At 66.0% G+C, this 18,961-nt stretch carries 21 protein-coding genes; 5 read left to right on the top strand and 16 right to left on the bottom strand.

The features are described 5' to 3' along the window. Positions 1-299: 299 nt before the first annotated feature. From J7I89_RS19165 to J7I89_RS19145, 5 genes are all read right to left on the bottom strand, one after another. Positions 300-1,328 carry an NADP-dependent oxidoreductase gene (locus J7I89_RS19165; protein WP_214973527.1) on the bottom strand — a complete coding sequence of 343 codons (1,029 nt, stop codon included), beginning with the start codon at positions 1,326-1,328 and terminating at the stop codon, positions 300-302. Next, positions 1,325-1,756 carry an organic hydroperoxide resistance protein gene (locus J7I89_RS19160; RefSeq protein WP_214973525.1) on the bottom strand — a complete coding sequence of 144 codons (432 nt, stop codon included), beginning with the start codon at positions 1,754-1,756 and terminating at the stop codon, positions 1,325-1,327. Before J7I89_RS19160 ends, J7I89_RS19165 begins: the two co-directional genes overlap by 4 nt. A gap of 84 nt (positions 1,757-1,840) precedes the next feature. After that, positions 1,841-2,275, bottom strand: a complete 435-nt coding sequence (locus tag J7I89_RS19155; RefSeq protein ID WP_214973523.1) for a MarR family winged helix-turn-helix transcriptional regulator — start codon at positions 2,273-2,275, stop codon at positions 1,841-1,843. A 133-nt stretch (positions 2,276-2,408) separates the two neighbouring features. Beyond that, positions 2,409-3,608 (bottom strand): amidohydrolase, encoded by a 1,200-nt coding sequence (locus tag J7I89_RS19150; RefSeq protein WP_214973521.1) that lies wholly within the window; start codon positions 3,606-3,608, stop codon positions 2,409-2,411. 61 nt (positions 3,609-3,669) lie between these two features. Continuing rightward, the gene (locus tag J7I89_RS19145; protein WP_214973519.1) at positions 3,670-4,803 is read right to left on the bottom strand and encodes a mannose-1-phosphate guanylyltransferase; all 1,134 of its coding nucleotides are present in this window, start codon (positions 4,801-4,803) and stop codon (positions 3,670-3,672) included. Positions 4,804-5,061: 258 nt separating this feature from the next. Here J7I89_RS19145 and sdhC point away from each other — a divergent pair, with 258 nt between their 5' ends. From sdhC to J7I89_RS19120, 5 genes are all read left to right on the top strand, one after another. Then, a complete protein-coding gene (gene sdhC, locus J7I89_RS19140) occupies positions 5,062-5,442 on the top strand; it encodes a succinate dehydrogenase, cytochrome b556 subunit (protein ID WP_214973516.1) in 381 nt (126 codons plus the stop codon). A 3-nt stretch (positions 5,443-5,445) separates the two neighbouring features. Beyond that, a complete protein-coding gene (locus tag J7I89_RS19135; RefSeq protein WP_214973514.1) occupies positions 5,446-5,913 on the top strand; it encodes a succinate dehydrogenase hydrophobic membrane anchor subunit in 468 nt (155 codons plus the stop codon). Between the two features lie 102 nt (positions 5,914-6,015). Further along, positions 6,016-7,815 (top strand): succinate dehydrogenase flavoprotein subunit, encoded by a 1,800-nt coding sequence (gene sdhA, locus J7I89_RS19130; RefSeq protein WP_214973513.1) that lies wholly within the window; start codon positions 6,016-6,018, stop codon positions 7,813-7,815. Between the two features lies 1 nt (position 7,816). Then, positions 7,817-8,599 (top strand): succinate dehydrogenase iron-sulfur subunit, encoded by a 783-nt coding sequence (locus J7I89_RS19125; RefSeq protein ID WP_056629193.1) that lies wholly within the window; start codon positions 7,817-7,819, stop codon positions 8,597-8,599. A 115-nt stretch (positions 8,600-8,714) separates the two neighbouring features. Then, complete coding sequence (locus J7I89_RS19120; RefSeq protein ID WP_214973511.1) at positions 8,715-9,485, top strand: S9 family peptidase; 771 nt, start codon at positions 8,715-8,717, stop codon at positions 9,483-9,485. Here J7I89_RS19120 and J7I89_RS19115 read toward each other — a convergent pair. The 11 genes from J7I89_RS19115 to J7I89_RS19065 all read right to left on the bottom strand — a co-directional run bounded on the left by J7I89_RS19115 (position 9,442) and on the right by J7I89_RS19065 (position 18,852). Further along, positions 9,442-10,506, bottom strand: a complete 1,065-nt coding sequence (locus J7I89_RS19115) for a YihY/virulence factor BrkB family protein (protein WP_214973817.1) — start codon at positions 10,504-10,506, stop codon at positions 9,442-9,444. The genes J7I89_RS19120 and J7I89_RS19115 overlap by 44 nt on opposite strands. A 37-nt stretch (positions 10,507-10,543) precedes the next feature. Continuing rightward, a complete protein-coding gene (locus J7I89_RS19110) occupies positions 10,544-11,140 on the bottom strand; it encodes a 2'-5' RNA ligase family protein (protein ID WP_214973510.1) in 597 nt (198 codons plus the stop codon). Positions 11,141-11,144: 4 nt separating this feature from the next. Beyond that, positions 11,145-12,236: a tryptophan--tRNA ligase gene (gene trpS / locus J7I89_RS19105; protein ID WP_214973507.1), complete on the bottom strand. Its 1,092-nt coding sequence runs from the start codon at positions 12,234-12,236 to the stop codon at positions 11,145-11,147. A 17-nt stretch (positions 12,237-12,253) separates the two neighbouring features. After that, the gene (locus J7I89_RS19100; RefSeq protein ID WP_214973502.1) at positions 12,254-13,087 is read right to left on the bottom strand and encodes an exodeoxyribonuclease III; all 834 of its coding nucleotides are present in this window, start codon (positions 13,085-13,087) and stop codon (positions 12,254-12,256) included. Positions 13,088-13,097: 10 nt separating this feature from the next. Continuing rightward, positions 13,098-13,661, bottom strand: a complete 564-nt coding sequence (locus J7I89_RS19095) for a hypothetical protein (RefSeq protein WP_214973501.1) — start codon at positions 13,659-13,661, stop codon at positions 13,098-13,100. 97 nt (positions 13,662-13,758) lie between these two features. Further along, a complete protein-coding gene (locus J7I89_RS19090) occupies positions 13,759-14,592 on the bottom strand; it encodes an ABC transporter permease (RefSeq protein WP_214973500.1) in 834 nt (277 codons plus the stop codon). After that, the gene (locus J7I89_RS19085; RefSeq protein WP_251045559.1) at positions 14,589-15,461 is read right to left on the bottom strand and encodes an ABC transporter permease; all 873 of its coding nucleotides are present in this window, start codon (positions 15,459-15,461) and stop codon (positions 14,589-14,591) included. The genes J7I89_RS19090 and J7I89_RS19085 overlap by 4 nt, the downstream gene beginning before the upstream one ends. Beyond that, positions 15,454-16,407, bottom strand: coding sequence for an ABC transporter ATP-binding protein (locus tag J7I89_RS19080; protein WP_214973813.1), 954 nt, complete (start codon positions 16,405-16,407; stop codon positions 15,454-15,456). The genes J7I89_RS19085 and J7I89_RS19080 overlap by 8 nt, the downstream gene beginning before the upstream one ends. 139 nt (positions 16,408-16,546) lie before the next feature. Further along, complete coding sequence (locus J7I89_RS19075) at positions 16,547-16,849, bottom strand: SHOCT domain-containing protein (protein WP_214973499.1); 303 nt, start codon at positions 16,847-16,849, stop codon at positions 16,547-16,549. 156 nt (positions 16,850-17,005) lie between these two features. Beyond that, positions 17,006-17,671 carry a response regulator transcription factor gene (locus tag J7I89_RS19070; RefSeq protein WP_214973498.1) on the bottom strand — a complete coding sequence of 222 codons (666 nt, stop codon included), beginning with the start codon at positions 17,669-17,671 and terminating at the stop codon, positions 17,006-17,008. Further along, a complete protein-coding gene (locus J7I89_RS19065) occupies positions 17,668-18,852 on the bottom strand; it encodes a sensor histidine kinase (protein ID WP_214973497.1) in 1,185 nt (394 codons plus the stop codon). Before J7I89_RS19065 ends, J7I89_RS19070 begins: the two co-directional genes overlap by 4 nt. Positions 18,853-18,961 lie beyond the last annotated feature (109 nt).

Below are 18,961 nucleotides of genomic sequence, written 5' to 3'. Positions count from 1 at the left end.
ACGGAGATTCAATGAGTGTCCGTTTCTAATGCTCCACACTGAAATTCTGTTTTCACTGATGGTTTCGCAGCACTGCGCCGAAGCGCACTTATGAAAGCCACTGTAGTGGCCTGCGCCACGTCCGGATAACACATCGGCGGCCGAAAACGAAGATTGTTGAGAACTTGTTACCTATCAGTAGCCGGGCACTTCCACACGGGCCGCGGAGCCCGTCAGCAGCCCCGCCCAATACAGCGCGAACGGACACTTGAGGCCCGAATCGTCGGGGCCTCAAGTGTTCGTTCGCGCTGTTAGTCCTGCTAGATGCGGACCAGCATCTTTCCCGTGTTTGCGCCGTCCAGAAGGTCAATGAAGGCCTGCGGCGCGTTCTCTAGACCGTCCGCCACGGTTTCGTCGTAGGAGACGGTGCCGTCGGCCAGCCAGCCGGCCATGTGCTCGGCAAACTCGCCGGCGTACTGCCGGTAGCTGCTGACGAGGAATCCTCTCAGCGTCAGCTGCTTGCCGATCGCCAGGGCAAGGTTGCGCGGAGCGGCCGGCGGTTCCGTCGAGTTGTACTGCGCGATGGCGCCGCACATGGCCACGCGGCCGCCAACGTTCAGGACGGACAACGCCGCTTCGAGGTGGTCCCCGCCCACGTTGTCGAAGTAGACATCGATCCCGCGTTCACCGGCGGCCGCTTTGAGCTGGTCCCGGACGGGAGCGTCGCGGTAGTTGAAGGCAGAGTCAAAGCCGAGCTCCAGGAGGCGCGCCACCTTCTCCGGAGAGCCGGCGCTGCCGATCACCCGGGATGCGCCCATGGCCTTGGCGATCTGCCCCGCGAGCGAACCGACGGCCCCGGCAGCACCCGAAATGAACACCGCGTCGCCGGCCTTGAAATCGGCCACCTTCAGCAGGCCGGCGTAGGCGGTGAGTCCGGTCATGCCCAGCGCGCCGAGGAAAGCGGACGCCGGGGCCAGATCAGTTCGCGCAGGATTAGTTGCGCTGGCGTCCACCACCGCATACTCCCGCCAGCCGAGATGATGAACGACGGCGTCCCCCACCTTGCGGTCAGCGGCCCGGGACGCGATCACCTCACCCACGGCCCCGCCGTCGAGCGCAGTATCCAGCGCAAACGGCGCTGAGTAGGATTTGACGTCGTTCATCCGGCCGCGCATGTACGGATCCACCGAGATGAACAGGTTCCGGACCAGTACCTGCCCGTCCCGGAGCTCCGGAAGCGGACTTTCGGCGAGCCGGAAGTTCTCCGGGGCCGGGCGGCCCACGGGGCGCGACGCCAGCTGTATTTCGCGGGTTGCTGCGGGCAAGGCCCGGTCCTGGGTGCCGCTCACGCTGCGAACTCCACGAGGGTCAGGGCCACATCCATGTTGCCGCGGGTCACGTTTGAGTAGGTGCAGATCCGGTGCGCCTTGGCCATGAGCGCCTCAGCGGCATCCCGGTCCAGTGCCGGCAGGGCGATCTCGAGTTCGGCCGCAAGGCCGTAGCCTTCGCCGCCGTCGAGGGCGCCGAAGTGGATCTTGGCCGCCACGGCTGAGTCGGTGAGGTCGGCGCGTTCCGTGCGGCCCACCACCCGGAGGGCGGAATGGAAGCAGGCTGCGTAGCCGGCGGCGAAGAGCTGTTCCGGGTTGGTGCCCTGGCCATTTCCGCCGAGCTCCACGGGGCTGGCCAGGGTCACGTCCAGCCTGCCGTCCTTGGTGCGTGCGGAGCCGTCGCGGCCTTCGCCGGAAGCGAGGGCCTCGGCAGTGTAAAGAGTCTTCAAGATACGTTCCGTTCTGATGGGTTTCGGCAGTCCGCCGTCTGGTGCGGTGTCGATAGGGGTCCGGATTGAGGCCGGAGTGGGGCGTCAGTGTGAATCGTGCAGGGCGGCAGTGAGCTTGCCCAGGGTTTCGCGGAGCTGGTCAAGCTCCCGGGAGCTCAGGCCGGCGGCTTCGGCGAGGCGCTGGGGAATGCCGGAAGCCTTGCTGCTGAGGGCCGTGCCGTCCGCTGTCAGATGCACGGCAACCCGGCGCTCGTCCTCTGCGGAGCGGTGGCGTTCCACCAGGCCCATGGCTTCGAGCCGCTTGAGCAGGGGCGAGAGGGTGCCGGAATCGAGCCCCAACTCCTCCCCCAGTTCCCGCACGCCGCGAGGTTCGTTTTCCCAAAGCACCAGCATCACAAGGTACTGCGGGTACGTCAGGCCAAGGTCGTCCAGCAGCGGCCGGTAAACGGCGGTGGCCGCCCGGGACGCTGCGTAGAGCGCAAAGCACACCTGGCGGTCAAGGCGGGGGGCGTCGGTCATGACTGCAACGGTAGCCCACAATTCAATTGCGCACAACTTACCTAGGCAAAAGATGAGCGCGAACTGGCAGCTGATGCCGTCAAATCCGGAGATTAAGGGGATTAGCTGCCAGTTCGCGCTCGTGGGGAGGAGCTTAGAGGTCGCGGATGGTGCGGAGGGCCGCCGCCGTGAGGACCTGGATGCCGTAGCCCAGGGCACGCTCGTCCAGGATGTAGTCGCCGCGGTGGAGGTCGTATTCCTCACCGCCGGGGGTCTTGGTGCCCAGACGCATCATGGCACCCGGCAGCTTGGCGAGGAACCAGGCGAAGTCCTCCCCGCCCATGGACTGCGGGGTCAGGACCACGGCGCCCTCGCCGATCTCGGCCCGGGCCGCAGCCTCGATGAGTGCGGTCTCGTGCTCGGAGTTGACCACCGGCGGCACGCCGCGGGTGTGTTCCAGGTGCACGTCCACGCCGTAGTGCTCGGCCACTTGATGGACCACCTCGTCGAGGAGTTCGCCGGCACTGTGCCAGGCGTCGCGGTCCAGGCACCGCATGGTCCCGGACATGTAGCCGGTTCCCGGAATGGCGTTCGGCGCCGAACCGGCGTTGATCTGGCCCCACACAACCGACACGCCGCTGCGGACGTCCACGCGGCGGGAAAGCACTGCGGGGACGTTCACCGCGATCTGTGCAAGGGCGAAGACGAGGTCCTCGGTGAGGTGCGGGCGCGAGGTATGGCCGCCGCGTCCGCTGAGTTCGATCTTGATGGTGTCCGACGCCGAGGTGATGGCACCGATGCGGGTGCCGATCTTGCCGACGTTGATCCGCGGGTCGCAGTGCAGGGCCAGGATACGCGGCACGCCGTCCAGGACGCCCTGCTCGATGCAGGCATGCGCGCCGCCCGGCATGGTCTCCTCGGCCGGCTGGAAAATGATCCGGACAGAACCGCCCAACGGGGCTTCCTGGTGCATGCGGTGCAGCACCAGTGCGATGCCCAGCATGGTGGTGGTGTGGACGTCGTGACCGCAGGCATGGGTGACGCCGTGGTTCTTCGAGGCGAAGGGCAGGCCCGTTTCCTCGATGATCGGCAGGGCGTCGATGTCGCCGCGCAATGCGGTGGCGATGGGGCCCTCGCCGATGTCCACGGTCAGGCCGGTGCCCTCGAGCCGCCGGGGCTCGAGGCCTGCAGCCTCCAGCCGTTCCACGAGCTTGTCAGTGGTCCGGAATTCCTTGAATGACAGTTCGGGGTGCGCATGCAGGTCCCGGCGAAAGTCGATCAGTTCCGGCAGTAGCGGTTCGAGCCACGGCCCCACCAGCGCGGTGGGCTCAGCTTCAGTAGTGTAATTGCGCACACCTCAACTGTAGCGAGGGCCGAAAGAATAGCGGCATCGCCTTCGCCGCGTTACGGATTTGCTAGAGGACGTCGGTGTCGCCGCTGGCCTTCAGCGCGTCCACGGCCTGCTTCACCCGCTGGGAATGCTGCTTGGTGGTGACCAGCAGCGCATCAGGGGTATCCACGATGACCACATCCTTGATCCCGATCAGCGCAATGACGCGTTTGGTATCCGAGACCACCACGCCGCTGGCGTTTTCGGTGAAGACGCGCGCGCCCTCGCCGAGGACCGTCACCTCATCCACCTCCTTGGCGCTGTTCAGCCGGCCAACGGAGGCGAAGTCGCCGACGTCGTCCCAGCGGAACGTTCCGGGCACGACGGCGACGTCCCCGGCGGCCGCTGCGGGCTCGGCCACCGCATAGTCGATGGCGATCTTGGGCAGCGTGGGCCAGATGCGTGCGGTGACTTCGTCACGAAGCGGCGTGTCCCAGGCCTCGGCGATTTCCTGCAGGCCGTTGAACAGTTCGGGCTGGTTTGCTTCCAGATGCTTGAGCATCAGGGCAACAGGAGCCACGAACATGCCGGCGTTCCAGACATATTCGCCGCTGTCCACGTACTGCTGGGCGACCTCCTCGTCCGGCTTTTCGACGAACTCCACCACGGCCTGGGCGCTGGGCGCTCCGGGGATGTGAAGCGATGCGCCGGACCGGATGTAGCCGAATCCCGTGGACGGGTGCGTCGGCTTGATGCCGATCGTGACGATCTTGCCGGCCGCGGCCGTGTGAATCGCTTCGCGGACCGCGTCCTGGAAGAGCTCGTCCGGGCTGATCACCTGGTCGGCGGCGAAGGAGCCCATGATGATGTCCGGATCCCGCTGGTGCAGGATGGCCGCGGCCAGGCCGATGGCGGCTCCGGAGTCCTTCGGCTCGCTTTCCAGCACCAGGTCGCCGTCCTGAACCTCGGGCAGCTGCCGGCAGACGGCCGCCCGGTGCGCCGTTCCGGTGACAACCAGGACGCGATTGCCCGCCAGGGGCTCGAGGCGGTCGTAGGTGGCACGCAGCAGCGTGCTCCCCGAGCCGGTGAGGTCATGAAGGAATTTGGGAGCTGCTGCACGTGACAGAGGCCAGAGGCGGGTCCCCACACCGCCCGCAGGAATCACAGCAATAAAGCGGCTGAGAGGTGAATCCTGGTTTGTCACTTTATCTTTACTCATCACGGCCTACTTTAGCCGACGACCCCGTTGTGTCCCCTGTGACGCCGCTGGCCGCGCGGACACAGTCGCAACCGAATGTGGCGTTCGTCTCAAAATCCGCGAAAAACCGTACAGTACGTGGTCACCAAGGACCACCTGAATTGAATAAGCTGTGAGCGAAGCCTAGATTTAGGCCTGAGCTACGAGTGCTCTCGCAGTAGGCGTTCCCCCCGCGTGGATCCCACGCCAGCGCCGCTGTGTTGCAGGGAGGTTTATTCAGTGCCGACGAAACCAGCTGGCACCTTGTACCGCGGCCGTGAAGGCATGTGGTCCTGGGTTGGACACCGTATTACCGGTGTTGTGATCTTTTTCTTCTTGTTGGTCCATGTGCTGGACACCTCCCTTGTGAGGGTGTCGCCGGAGGCCTACACCGCTGTGATCGGTGCCTACAAGAACCCGCTGATGGCCCTGGGTGAAACGGGCCTCGTCGCAGCGATCGTGTTCCACGCCTTCAACGGCCTGCGGATCATCGCCGTCGACTTTTGGAAGAAGGGTGCCAAATACCAGCGCCAGATGCTCTGGGTAGTCCTGGGTCTCTGGATCGTCACCATGGTGGCCTTCGCCATCCGCCACCTGTCCCTCGCACTCGGAGGTCACTAAGCCATGACTGCAACGCAGATCCCGTCCCCGCGCAGCGGCAGCACCATCGCTCCGCAGTACCGCCGGACCGGCAGCTCCCGCGGCAACTTCGAAATGCTGGCGTGGCTCTTCATGCGGCTCTCCGGCGTAGTGCTGGTTGTCCTGATCTTCGGCCACCTTTTCGTGAACCTCCTGGTGGGCGAGGGCATTCACGCCATCGACTTCGGCTTCGTGGCCGGCAAGTGGGCTGACCCGTTCTGGCAGTTCTGGGACCTCGCCATGCTCTGGCTGGCCATGCTGCACGGCACCAACGGCGTCCGCACCATCATCAACGACTACGCCGAGAAGGACGCCACACGCTTCTGGCTCAAGATGGTCCTCTACGCCGCCGCTGCAGTAATCATCATCCTTGGCACCCTGGTGATCTTCACCTTCAACCCGTGCCCGGTGGTGGACGGCGTCCAGCTCCCCGGCGGCTTCTGCCCCGCGTAGCAACCCGCGGCTGCCCGCCCGACCGGCGGGCTTCTGTTTTGCGGAGCCGGCTTCAGCCCGCCCGTTGTTTTATTGCGAATTTTGAGAGAAAGAGCGTCTGGTATGCAGGTCCATAAGTACGACGTCGTCATCGTCGGTGCCGGTGGCGCTGGCATGCGCGCCGCGATCGAATCCGGTCAGCGCGCACGAACAGCAGTACTGACCAAGCTCTACCCCACCCGCTCCCACACGGGCGCGGCGCAGGGCGGCATGTGTGCGGCATTGGCCAACGTCGAAGAAGACAACTGGGAATGGCACACGTTTGACACCATCAAGGGCGGCGACTACCTGGTTGACCAGGATGCCGCCGAAGTCATGGCCAAGGAGGCCATCGACGCAGTGCTGGACCTCGAGAAGATGGGCCTGCCGTTCAACCGCACGCCCGAGGGCCGCATCGACCAGCGCCGCTTCGGCGGCCACACCCGCGATCACGGCAAGGCCCCCGTCCGCCGCGCCTGCTATGCAGCCGACCGTACCGGCCACATGATCCTGCAGACGCTGTACCAAAACTGCGTCAAGCACAACGTTGAGTTCTACAACGAGTACTACGTACTGGACCTCCTCACCGTCGAGGAAGACGCCGTGCGCGAGGATGGCACGCCGTACAAGCAGAAGCGCGTTGCCGGCGTGGTCTCCTACGACCTCGCCTCCGGTGAACTGCACGTTTTCCAGGCCAAGTCCGTGGTGTTTGCCTCCGGCGGCGCCGGCAAGGTGTTCAAGACCACGTCCAACGCCCACACCCTCACCGGTGACGGCATGGGCATCGCGTTCCGCCGCGGCATCCCCCTGGAGGACATGGAGTTCTTCCAGTTCCACCCGACGGGCCTTGCAGGCCTGGGCATCCTGCTTTCGGAAGCTGCACGCGGCGAAGGCGCCATCCTGCGCAACTCCGAGGGTGAGCGCTTCATGGAGCGCTACGCCCCCACCATCAAGGACCTTGCACCCCGTGACATCGTGGCCCGCTCCATGGCCAACGAAGTCCGCGAGGGCCGCGGCTGCGGACCGAACAAGGACTACGTCCTCCTGGACCTGACCCACCTTGAGCCCGCGCACATCGACGCGAAGCTGCCGGACATCACCGAGTTTGCCCGCACCTACCTCGGCGTTGAGCCGTACACGGAGCCGGTTCCGGTGTTCCCGACGGCGCACTACGCCATGGGCGGCATCCCCACCAACATCACCACCGAAGTGCTGCAGGACAACGACACCGTGGTGCCGGGCCTCTACGCAGCCGGTGAGGTGGCCTGTGTTTCGGTGCACGGCTCCAACCGTCTGGGCACCAACTCCCTGCTGGACATCAACGTGTTCGGCAAGCGCGCCGGCATCGCCGCCGCGGAGTACGCCAAGACGGCGGACTTCGTGGAGCTGCCGGAGGATCCGGAGGCCTACACGATTGAGCTCCTCAACATCGCCCGCAACGGCAACGGTGACGAGAAGGTGGCCCAGATCCGCAAGGAACTCCAGGACACCATGGACGCCAACATGCAGGTGTTCCGCACGGCCGAAACCCTCAACCAGGTCCTGAAGGACATCGCCTCGTTCGAGGAGCGCTACAAGCGCATCAACGTCCAGGACAAGGGCAAGCGCTTCAACCTGGACCTCCTTGAGGCCGTTGAACTCGGCTTCCTGCTGGAACTGGCGAAGGTCATGACGGTTGCTGCCCTGCACCGCGAGGAATCGCGCGGCGGCCACTTCCGCGAGGATTTCCCGGAACGCGACGACGAAAAATTCATGAAGCACTCCATGGCGTACAAGGACGAGCACGCTCCCGCGGACGGGTCCGCGGAGAGCATTGCCGGGATTCGGCTTGGCACCAAGCCGGTTGTGTTTACGCGCTACGAGCCGATGGTGAGGAAGTACTAATATGTCCGCTGAACTTGCTGAGCCAGCCTCAAAGATCGAGCTGCCTGCCCATGTGGGAGGCGGCGGAGAAATCCCCACCTTCGACATCACGCTGCGCGTCCGCCGCTACGACCCCGAGGTTTCCGAAGAAGCCCGCTGGGATGACTTCAAGCTGACCATGTACGGCACGGACCGCGTGCTGGACGCCCTGCACAAGATCAAGTGGGAAGTGGACGGCAGCGTCTCCTTCCGCCGCTCCTGCGCCCACGGCGTCTGCGGCTCCGACGCCATGCGCATCAACGGCCGCAACCGCCTTGCCTGCAAGACCCTGCTGAAGGACCTGGACACGACCAAGCCCATCACCGTTGAGCCCATCAAGGGCCTGCCGGTGGAAAAGGACCTGATCGTGGACATGGAACCGTTCTTCCAGTCCTTCCGTGAGGTCATGCCGTTCCTGATCAACAGGGGCCACGAGCCCACCAAGGAGCGCCTCCAGTCCGCGGAGGACCGTGAGCGGTTCGACGACACCACCAAGTGCATCCTCTGCGCCGCGTGCACGTCGTCCTGCCCGGTGTTCTGGACCGACGGCCAGTACTTCGGCCCGGCCGCTATCGTCAACGCCCACCGGTTCATCTTCGATTCCCGTGATGACGCCGGCGACATGCGCCTGGAGATCCTGAACGACAAGGAAGGCGTGTGGCGCTGCCGCACCACCTTCAACTGCTCCGAAGCATGCCCGCGCGGCATCCAGGTCACGCAGGCGATTGCCGAAGTCAAGCAGGCGATCCTCGCCCGCAAGATCTAACAAAAGGCACCGCGGACGACGGCGTCCCTCACCACGTGCGGAAAACGCACGGTGAGGGACGCCGTCGTCGTATCCGGATAAGCGCAACAGAGCCCGTCCAACGAAAGGGTGCGTCATGTCACGTTCCGAAAAAGTCAGCTTCGAAGGTTCCACCGGCGAAGTGCTCTCCGGCCTCCTGGACCTGCCCGACGGGCCGGTGAAGGGCTGGGGAGTGTTCTCTCACGGCTTCACCCTGGGCAAGGACAGTCCCTCGGCCTCGCGGATGTGCAAGGCGCTGGCGGACAACGGGGTGGGCATGCTGCGCTTTGACAATCTCGGGCTCGGCGAATCCGCCGGCCTGTGGTCGGAGGGTTCGTTCAGCCACAAGGTGGCGGACACCGTGAAGGCGGCCGAATTCATGCGCGACTCGGGCAAGCCGATTTCGCTGCTCGTGGGCCATTCCTTCGGCGGTGCCGCCGTCCTGGCTGCGGCGCGCGAGATCCCGGAGCTCGACGCCGTGGCCACCGTGGGCGCCCCGTTTTCGCCGAAGCATGTGGCTCACGTTTTTGACGCCGCGCTGGACAAGATCCTGCGCGACGGCAGTGCGGAAGTCGACCTCGGCGGCAAGCGCGTGGAAATCCGCCGGCACTTCGTGGAGGACCTGGAAAACGCCGACCTCACCGACTGCATCAAGCGGCTGCACAAGCCCCTGATGGTGCTGCACTCCCCCACGGACAACACGGTGGGGATCGAGAACGCCAGCACCATCTTCCAGACGGCACGCCACCCTCGCAGCTTCGTCTCCCTCGAAGGCAGCGACCACCTGCTGACGGGCAAGGGGCAGGCGGCCCGTGCAGCGAAGATTATCGCGGCGTGGGCCGATCAGTACCTCGACGCCGGGCAGTAACCCCCACCGGGCGCGGGTGCTCGGCCGGGTGGTGCCGCTCCACGGGCGTCTTTCCGGGCTGCACCTGGCGTGATCCCCAGCCGGTGGTCTTGCCAGCAGGAGCGGCTTTCAGGTCTTCCTCGCGGATGGCGGACCATGCGGCGGACACGAGGTACACCTGGCTGACGAGGTTGAACCAGATCAGCAGCCCGATGATGATCGCGAACGGAGCCAGGATGGGGTTCCGTCCGGCGCCGGCCAGCAGTTCGGTGCTGAACACCTGAAGCACGGTGGTTCCGACTCCGGCGAGGACGGTTCCCTCCAGCAATGCCCGCCGGGAGAGCTTGAGTCCCCCTGCCAGCCTGAACATGATGATTGCAGTGACCCAGTTGAGCAGCAGCGGCACGGCGATCTTGATCAATGCCGCCAGCGGCCCGGCCACGGCGGGGTCCATCCGGAGCTGCTCCATCACCCAGCCGGCGGCGGTTCCGAACACGAGCGACACACCGGAGCTGATGACCAGTGCAACGCCGAGCAGCAGCAGGGTGCCGGCGTCGTGGAGTTTCAGGATCACCAGGTTCAGTTTCAGCGGCCCCAGCCCCATGACGCCGCGGAGGCCCTCGCGGAGGCCGGCGATCCAGCCCAGTGACATGATCACGGTGACGATTGCGGCGATGACAGCGGTCCAGCCAAGGCCATCAGGGTTCAGGAGGTCCTTCGGGTCCACCAGCCCGTCGCCGCCGTTGACCTTGAGCAGGCCCGGCGCACTTTCCGAGACGCTGGCGATGATCCGGTCCAAAAGTACCGGCTGGCCGCGGAGCACGAGCCCGCCGATGGAGAATCCGGTGGTCAGCAGGCCGGTGATGGAGAAGAACAAGTTGAACCCGCTGCCGGCGCTCATCAGCGGGCCGTGCTGGAGGGTGTAGTGCTGCCAGGCCCGCATGGGCCGGAACGCGTTCAGCCGGGCGAGCAGCCACTGGAACAGGGCCGTGGCCTGGGGCACCGGACCGGCGCCTGACCTGCGCGCCTTGCCCAGCTCCATCTGCTTGTGGCTGACCTCGAGCTGGAGGCGGGCACGCTCAGTGGGTAGCGGCTGCTCCGTCGGCGTCTGCTGCTCGGAGGGTGTCCCGTTCGCCGTCTGGTTCGGTACCAAAGTCAAGCTCTTCCCGTAGCTGCCAAATACCGTCTGCGTCGTGCTCGTAAAGTCCCATGCTAACCACGGGGAAGGTCGCCCTGTATTCCTTCAGCACCGTTTCGGCCTCGTCGAGGCTCTCCGGCGCGACGTCGTGGGCAATGGTCACATGCGGGTGGTAGGCAAACGGCAGCTCGCGTTCCAGCGGCCCGGTCTGCAGCTTTTCGTGGAGTTCGACGCAGGCTCCGAAGCCTTCCTCCACGTTGATGAACACAACAGGCGAAACGGGCCGGAAGGAGCCCGTTCCGGCGATGGTGACCATGAACGGGGCCTGCGTGCGGGCCACCTCGCGGACGTGGTCCCGGGCGGCCTCCCAGTCCTGCGTGGGGGTGGTGGTGACGAGGGTGATGTGCGCCGGAATGACCGTGGCCATGGGGTCCCCGAAGGACGCCCGCCATCGCTGCAGTTCCTCCGCGATCTCAGGCGGGAAGCCCAGAATGACCCCGAGGCTCATTCCGTCGCTGACTCTCCTGATGCCCGGCATCGGTCTAGCGGGCTCCGGCGTATGGAAGGAATCCGACCTTGGCATAGACGTCCTGCAGGGTCGCCGACGCAATCACGCGCGCCTTGTCGGCACCGAGCGCAAGGAGGCGGTCCAGTTCTGCGGGGTCTGCCAGCAGTTCGTTCGCGCGGCTGCGGATCGGCGTCAGGTGCTCGGTCACGACCTCCGCCAGGTCCACCTTCAGGTGGCCGTACATCTTGCCTTCGTACGCCTTGACCAGCTGCTCCACACTCTGGCCGGTGATGGCGGAGTAGATGGTCAGCAGGTTGGAGACGCCCGGCTTGGTCTCGCGGTCGAACCGGATCTCCGTCTCGGCATCCGTCACGGCCGACTTGATCCGCTTGGCGGTGACCTTGGGGTCATCGAGGAGGTTGATCAGGCCGGCCGGCGACTCCGAGGACTTCGACATCTTGGAGGTGGGCTGCTGCAGGTCGTAGATCTTCGCCGATTCCTTCTGGATGAAGGGCTCGGGAACAGTGAACGTCTTTCCGAACCGGGTGTTGAACCGGGCCGCGAGGTCGCGGCTGAGCTCCACGTGCTGCCGCTGGTCCTCGCCCACGGGCACGCCGTGCGGCTGATACAGCAGGATGTCCGCCGCCTGGAGGACAGGGTAGGTGAACAGCCCCACGCTGGCGGCGTCCGAGCCCTGCCGCAGCGCCTTGTCCTTGAACTGCGTCATGCGGGAGGCCTCGCCAAATCCCGTGATGCAGTTCAGGACCCAGGCAAGCTGGGCGTGTTCGGGCACCTGGGACTGGACGAACAACGTGCACTTGTCCACGTCCACGCCGCCGGCAATGTACTGGGCCGCGGTGACGCGGGTGCGGCGGGCAAGCTCATGCGGATCCTGTGGGACGGTGATGGCATGCAGGTCAGGGATGAAGAAAATGGCGTCGTACTCGTCCTGCATCCGCACCCAGTTCACGAGGGCGCCCAGGTAATTGCCGAGGTGAAGCGAGTCCGCGGAAGGCTGCATTCCCGACAGGATGCGGTGCCTGATTCCGGCGTCCTGCTGGACTCCGGCGCCGGCTTCGGGCTGCTCGGAAGCTGCGGCGTCAGTCACGGTTGGTGTGGAGGTCATTCGTCGAAGCCTTAAGACTAGAGCTGGTAGTCCACTACCAGCGGTGCATGGTCAGAGAAACGTGTGTCCCACGAGGGAGCCCGGTCAACGACGGCCGAAACGGCTGCGGCGGCGAGGTCCGGGGTGGCCATGTGGTAGTCGATGCGCCAGCCCGAGTCGTTGTCGAAGGCCTGGCCACGCTGCGACCACCAAGTGTAGGGGCCGTTGACGTTACCCGCCAGGCCCCTGTGAACATCCTTCCAGCCGATTTCCTCGCTGAAGAAGCGGTCAAAGTAGGCACGCTCCTCCGGAAGGAAGCCCGCACGCTTGACGTTGCCCTTCCAGTTCTTGATGTCCAGCTCGGTGTGGCCCACGTTCAGGTCCCCCGTGACCAGCGCGTGGTCGCTGTGCTTGGACAGCTCGGTCAGGCGGGCGGTCATGACGTCCAGGAAACGGTACTTGTCCACCTGCTTGGGGGTGTCGGCCTCGCCCGAGTGCACGTAGGCGCTCACCACGGTCAGCTGGGCAGGATTGCCCGCAGCGTCCGTGACCCGGAAGTCCGCTTCCACCCAGCGTCCGGCCGTGGCGAAGTAGTCATCGCCGATGTGCGTGCGCGTGGCGACCGGCTCCGTCCGGGAGGCAATGGCGACGCCGGCACGGCCCTTGGCCTCGGCCTCGGCGTGCAGGATGTGCCACCCTTCACCAAGGAGCTGGTGGACGATCGCGTCAGGCGCGCGGACCTCCTGCAGGGTGAGGATGTCCACCTCGCGGGGTGCCAGCCACTCGGCCATGCCCTTCTTGTAGGCAGCGCGAAGGCCGTTTACGTTGACTGTTGCGATGCGAAGGTGGTCCTTCTTCAATGCCGAGCTCACCCGCTCCACTCTAGTCGATGATGGTTCCGGTCACGGGCTCACCGGAGTCGCCGGAGGACTTGATCATGTCACGGGCGTTGGTGGCCGTGATCTCGATGGTCTCCAGGGCGCGGCGGATGGTGTCCTGGTCCGCGGCGGCGCCCTTGGCACGCTCCTGCTCCACCACGCGCACCTGGACCTGCACGATCTTGAAGGAGTGGTCGAGCTTCATATCCCGGATTTCCTCGGCTTCGCCGCGTTCGCGCACGAGCCGGGTTCCGCCCTGGTCCGTGGACACGCTTGACGGCGCACGCCCGGCAGCCGCGTTGAATGCGTTGTGCGCCTCGGAGAGCTTCGCTCCCGCCTTCTTGGCGGCCTTTTGGATGCTGAAAACCACGAAGGATGCCAGCAGCAGCCAGAACAGTGCGATGACGGCCACGACCCAGCCCACGACGTCGTTCTGGTTGGCGGCAAAGATGACGGCCACCACGAACGCCGTGACCAGGACCATCAGGCCGGGACCGCTGATGCGGAACATGGAGAATCCGCCCTTGGCCGGGTGGGACGAAGATTTGGGGCTGCCCAGAGATTGCATGCACCCATTGTCTCAAACCCGCGGACCGGCCCCGCACGCTTACACCCCCGGCGAACAACGCCTTGCGAACAACGCCTTGCGGACATCGGGCGGACAGCTACTTGAGGAACAGGCTCCTGAGCCTGCCGGTGGTCAGCATGAGCCCCAGCACGATCATCACCACGTAGTAGCCGATGTGGATCGCGGTTGCCGGGGTGAAGGTGGCCGCGCTGATCTGCCGGAGCAGCTCAACGCCGTGCCACAGCGGCATCGCCTGGATCAGCCACTGGATGTACTCCGGGTACACGCTGAGCGGGTAGAAGGTGGCGCTGAACAGGAACATGGGCAGCATGATGAAGTTGATCCAGTCCATCTGCTGGAACGTCTTCATGAAGCTGGTGATGCCCATGCCGAAGCTGGCAAAGCCGAAGGCGATGAGGACCGAGGCGGGAACCATCAGGAGGGCCCACGGCGTGGTGATCAGTCCCATGAGGCCCATGACGGCGGTGAACCCCGTGGCATACAACAGCCCGCGCAGCAGCGCCAGGAAGATCTCCCCCATCGCCACGTCCAGCGGCCCCAGCGAGGTGTAGAGCATGCCCTGGTAGAGCTTGGCGAAGTTCATCTTGAAGAAGACGTTCCACGTTGAGTCGTACGCCGCCCCGTTCATGGCTGAGACGGCGAGCAGGGCGGGCGCGATGTACGCGGCGTAACTGATCTCCTGGCCGCCCGGCCCTTGGACGGAGCCCACCACGGCGCCCATGCCCACCCCCATGGAGAGGAGGAACAGCACGGGCTCGAAGAACCCGGACAGCATGACCATCCAGTTGCTGCTCTTGGTGGCCATCAGCCCGCGGCTGATCACGGCCCTGGCGTTGCGCGAGTACAGCGGGCCGAAGCGCCGGTTCCGGGCCTCTTCGGTGACGCTGTGGCCCTGGGTCAGGACTGTCACTGCCCCATCCTCTTGACGAATTGGCGCTTGGTGAGGACCCAGCCCAGCCAGGCGAGCCCCAGCAGGAAGACGACGTGGACGATGGTCAGCACCGGGGATTCCTCGTAGCCGTAGGTCATGACACGGCCCAGCTCGGTGCCGTGCCAGATGGGCGAGATCCAGCCGATCCAGCGGACCACCACGGGCAGCGTATCCAGCGGGAAAAAGGTCCCGGAGAACAGGAACAGCGGCATCACGATGAACCGCATGACCATGGCGAACTGGCCTTTGTCCTCCTTGATGCTGGCGGCGTAGGCCATCAGTGGCAGCCCGAAAGAGAGCCCGGCGAGTGTCGCCACCACCACGGATCCCCAGCCCCAGCCGCTGGGCGACGCTCCGAACATCGCCACGATGACGAAGTAGATGACGGACTGCAGCAGGAAGCGGAAGGTCACGGCGATGATCTGTCCGCCCGCTATCTGCTCCGGGGTCAGCGGGGAGGCATGGGGCGCGTAGTAGACCCGGCGCCATCTGAAGCCGTCCATCACCGGGAAGGTGAACTCGGTGGCCGCTGTCATGACGGCGGCGGAGATGAGCAGGGCAGGGGCAATGAAGGCGATGTAGCTCACGCCACCGAAGACGGTTGTGTTGGTGTCCACGAGGGTGGCCAGGCCGACGCCCATGGCAAACAGGTAGGCCGCGGGCTGCCCCACGCTGTAGAGGAAGATGGACCAGCCGTACCCCTTCATGACGCGCAGGACCTGCTCGGCGTAGTAGAACGCGCCCCACCGGCGGGCCTTGGCAGCGGAAACCTCCGGCGAGTGGGCACGCAAAGGAGGTGCCGCCGTCGGACTTCCCGTGATGTCCTCGGCAAAAGACGGCTCAGTCAACGAGGCTCCTGCCGGTGAGCCGGAGGAAGACGTCCTCCAGCGACGACCTGCGCACCAGCGAGGCGAGCGGGCGCAGGCCGCGGCCGGAGACTTCCTCCAGGGCCCCCTCGCCGTCGTTCGTGTAGATAAGGACACGGTCGGGAAGGGTCTCCAGCCGTTCGCCGATGCCTTCGAGTTCCGCGGCGATGCTGGCGTTGCGCTCGGAGCCGAACCTCAGCTCGAGGACCTCGCGGGTGGAGTACTCGCGGATCAGGCTGGCCGGCGATCCTTCCGCCATGATCCTGCCCTTGTCCACCACGATGAGCCGGTCGCAGAGCTGCTCGGCCTCGTCCATGTAGTGCGTGGTGAGGATCAGCGTGACGCCCTGTTCCTTGAGCCTGAACAGGCGGTCCCAAAGGATGTGCCGCGCCTGCGGGTCAAGGCCCGTGGTGGGTTCGTCAAGAAGGAGGATGCGGGGCTCGTTGATGAGCGAACGCGCGATGGTCAGGCGGCGTTTCATGCCGCCGGACAGCGCGTCCACCTTGGATTTGGCCTTGTCCGTGAGCTGCGCGAATTCCAGGAGCTCGTCCGCCTTGGGCCTGAGGTAGCTCATCGGCAGGCCGAAATAGCGCCCGTAGACCAGGAGGTTGTCCCGGACCTTGAGTTCCTCGTCCAGGTTGTCCTGCTGCGGCACCACGCCCAGGTGGGCGCGGACCTCCGGCCCGTGCTGTTCGGGGTCAAGGCCCATGATGGTCAGGCTGCCCGAGGTGCGCTGGGCCACCCCGCCGATCATCTTCATGGTGGTGGACTTGCCGGCACCGTTCGGGCCGAGCAGCCCGAACGACTCCCCCGCGGGAACGCTGAAGGAAATACCGTCGACGGCGGTGACGTCGCCGTAGGTCTTGGTCAGGTTTTCCGCGGTGATCACGTACTGCGGCGGAGCGGCTCCGGCGGCTTTGGCGGGCACAGGCTTCTTGGACGTTTCTTGAGCGGAATGGAGTTCGGGCACCCCCCTAAGCTAGTACGCGCAGGAGGTCAAAGGAATAGCCCGGTCTCGAAAAATCCATTCGTTGTCCGTAGCCCCGCCAGGCGCCCCTGAACCGGTCCTATTTTTGGTCGCCGCGCAGCACCTGAAGCCGCTCGCGGTACTCCGATTCATTGATTTCACCGCGTGCGTAGCGCTCCCGCAGGAGGCTTTCCCCGCCCCGGGCAGTGGCCCATTCGTGGTTCCGCCGCCAGGTACGCCGGGCTATGAAGATAAACAGCCCAATGACCAGGATCCAGAACAGCGGGAACAGCAGGAACCACGGCGAGAATCCGCCGGCGCCGTCCCAAGGTCCGTGGGCTGCGAGGTCGGCAGGAAGCCGGGAGGCCGCTGCCGTAACGGTGGTGGCAAGGTCGGTAAGCATTTCAATCGTCCAAACTCTCAGTACAGGGCCGTATTTCGGCTCTGCATCGAGTCTGGCCGCGCCGCGCCCGCCTGGCGTCCGCCGCCGGGAGTCACCTTCGGCGGTCCGCGTACTCCGGCGGGAGGCCCGCGCCTGCGCCCTCCGGCGGTGCCGCCGTCAGCCGGCCCAGCCCGGACGCACCAGCCCGGATTCGTAGGCCAGCACCACCAGCTGCGCCCGGTCCCGGACCAGCAACTTGGTCATGATCCGGGAGACGTGGGTCTTGGCCGTGAGCGGTGTGATGAACAGCCGCTCGGCGATCTCGGCGTTGTTCAGGCCTTCGCCCACGAGCCGCAGGACCTCGCGTTCGCGCTCCGTGATCTGGTCCAGGGAGGCCGGCTGTGCCGCCGCCCGCGACTGCACCGCGAGCTGGGCCATGATGCGGCGGGTGACCGACGGCGACAGCAGCGCGTCGCCGTCGTGGACCACCCGCACGGCACGGAGCAGCTCCTCGGGCTCGGTGTCCTTCACCAGGAACCCGGCCGCTCCGGCGCGCACGGCCTCCGCGATGTATTCGTCGAGTTCAAACGTGGTCAGGATGATGATCCGCGTGCCGGCGAGGTCCGTGCCGGCCATGATCTGCCGTGTGGCCTCGAGCCCGTCGCCGTCCGGCATGCGGATATCCATCAGCACCACGTCGGGATGCTCACGGGCCGCCAGCCGCACGGCATCGCGGCCGGTGCCGCACTCGGCCACCACCGTCATGTCCGGCTCCGCGTTCAGCAGGGCGCGGAAGCCGGCGCGGATGAGGGTCTGGTCGTCCGCCAGCAGGATGCGGATCATGGCCGGCCGTCCAAGGTCCGGGAGGCCTCCGCGGCGTTCACATCCGGCAGCAGGATCACGGCCCGGACCCGCCAGCCCGGATCCAGCGGAGCCAGCTCCAGCGTGCCGCCCAAAGCGGATGTCCGTTCGCGCATCCCCGTCACGCCGTTGCCGTCCGGCACTCCGGCCGCGCCGGCGCCGTCGTCGTCAATAGTCACGGTGAGCAGTCCGGCGCCGGTGGCCGGCGCTGTTGCGGCGGCCTGAACGGCGAGGACGACGGCGGCCTGCCGGGCTCCGGCGTGCCGCACCACGTTCGTCAGGGCCTCCTGGACAATCCGGTAGGCCGCCTCCTGGACCACGTCGGGCAGCTTCGAGGCGACCTCGGGATCCGGCTGGCTCAGGCTGACCTCCAGCCCCGCGCGCCGGGCATTGTCCGTTAGCTCGGGGATCCGCGACAGCCGCGGCGGAGGCGCCGGGCTGAGCGGGGCGTCGTCGCGGAGGACGCCGAGGAGCTGCCGGATCTCGGCGAGCGAATCCTTGCTTGCGGCTTTGATGGCTTCCAGCGCCGGGCGGAACTGCTCGGGATCCTTCTCGCCCAGATGGAGAGCCACCGACGCTCGGACATTGATCAGGGACAGCGAATGCGCTACGACGTCATGGATGTCGCGGGCGAGGGTGAGGCGGTACTCGTCGCGGGCCGCCTGCTCCCGGGCCTCCCGCTGCCGGCGCCGTTCGGCCACGCGTTCGCCCCGGAGCCTTGCGCCCTCCCCCAGGAGCACCAGGATGGCCAGCCACGCGGTGCCGGCGAAGGCCCGGAGCAACCCGGCCTCGTCACCGCGTGAGAATGACACGGCCACCAGCGCCGCCCCACATGCTCCCGCCACGGCCCAGGTTTGCCAGCGCTTGCCGGCTGCCGCGGAGAACACGATGGCCAGCGCCAGCGACAGGAACACCGGACCCCATGCGTAACCGAACGCCAGATATGCCGCCACGGCCGCTGCCGCGGTGGGAAGCATGACCAGCGGGGCACGCCGCCGGAGTGACAATGCGGCCGGCCCCAGCAGCAGCAGGGCGAATGCCACGGCGTCCAGCGGCCGGTGGTCCGGCTGCCTCGCGGAGGCGAAGACCGTGCCGACAACCTGGACCATGGCCACCGCGATCACGATGACGGCGGTGGGCGGTCCACGGAAACGGCGCTGCATAGTCCGAGCCTAGCCGCGGAGGTGCCGGCCGTCGTCTGCTTAACGGCGTAGGGCGCCTACTCCCAGAGGAGTAGGCGCCCTACGGTGTCGCTGGTTGAGCTTGGGGCAA

Origin of the sequence: Arthrobacter sp. ISL-5 (assembly GCF_018613835.1) — a bacterium.
Lineage (GTDB): Bacteria > Actinomycetota > Actinomycetes > Actinomycetales > Micrococcaceae > Arthrobacter.
The sequence above is the reverse complement of the archived record's forward strand: the minus strand, read 5'-3'. Positions and strand labels throughout refer to the sequence as shown.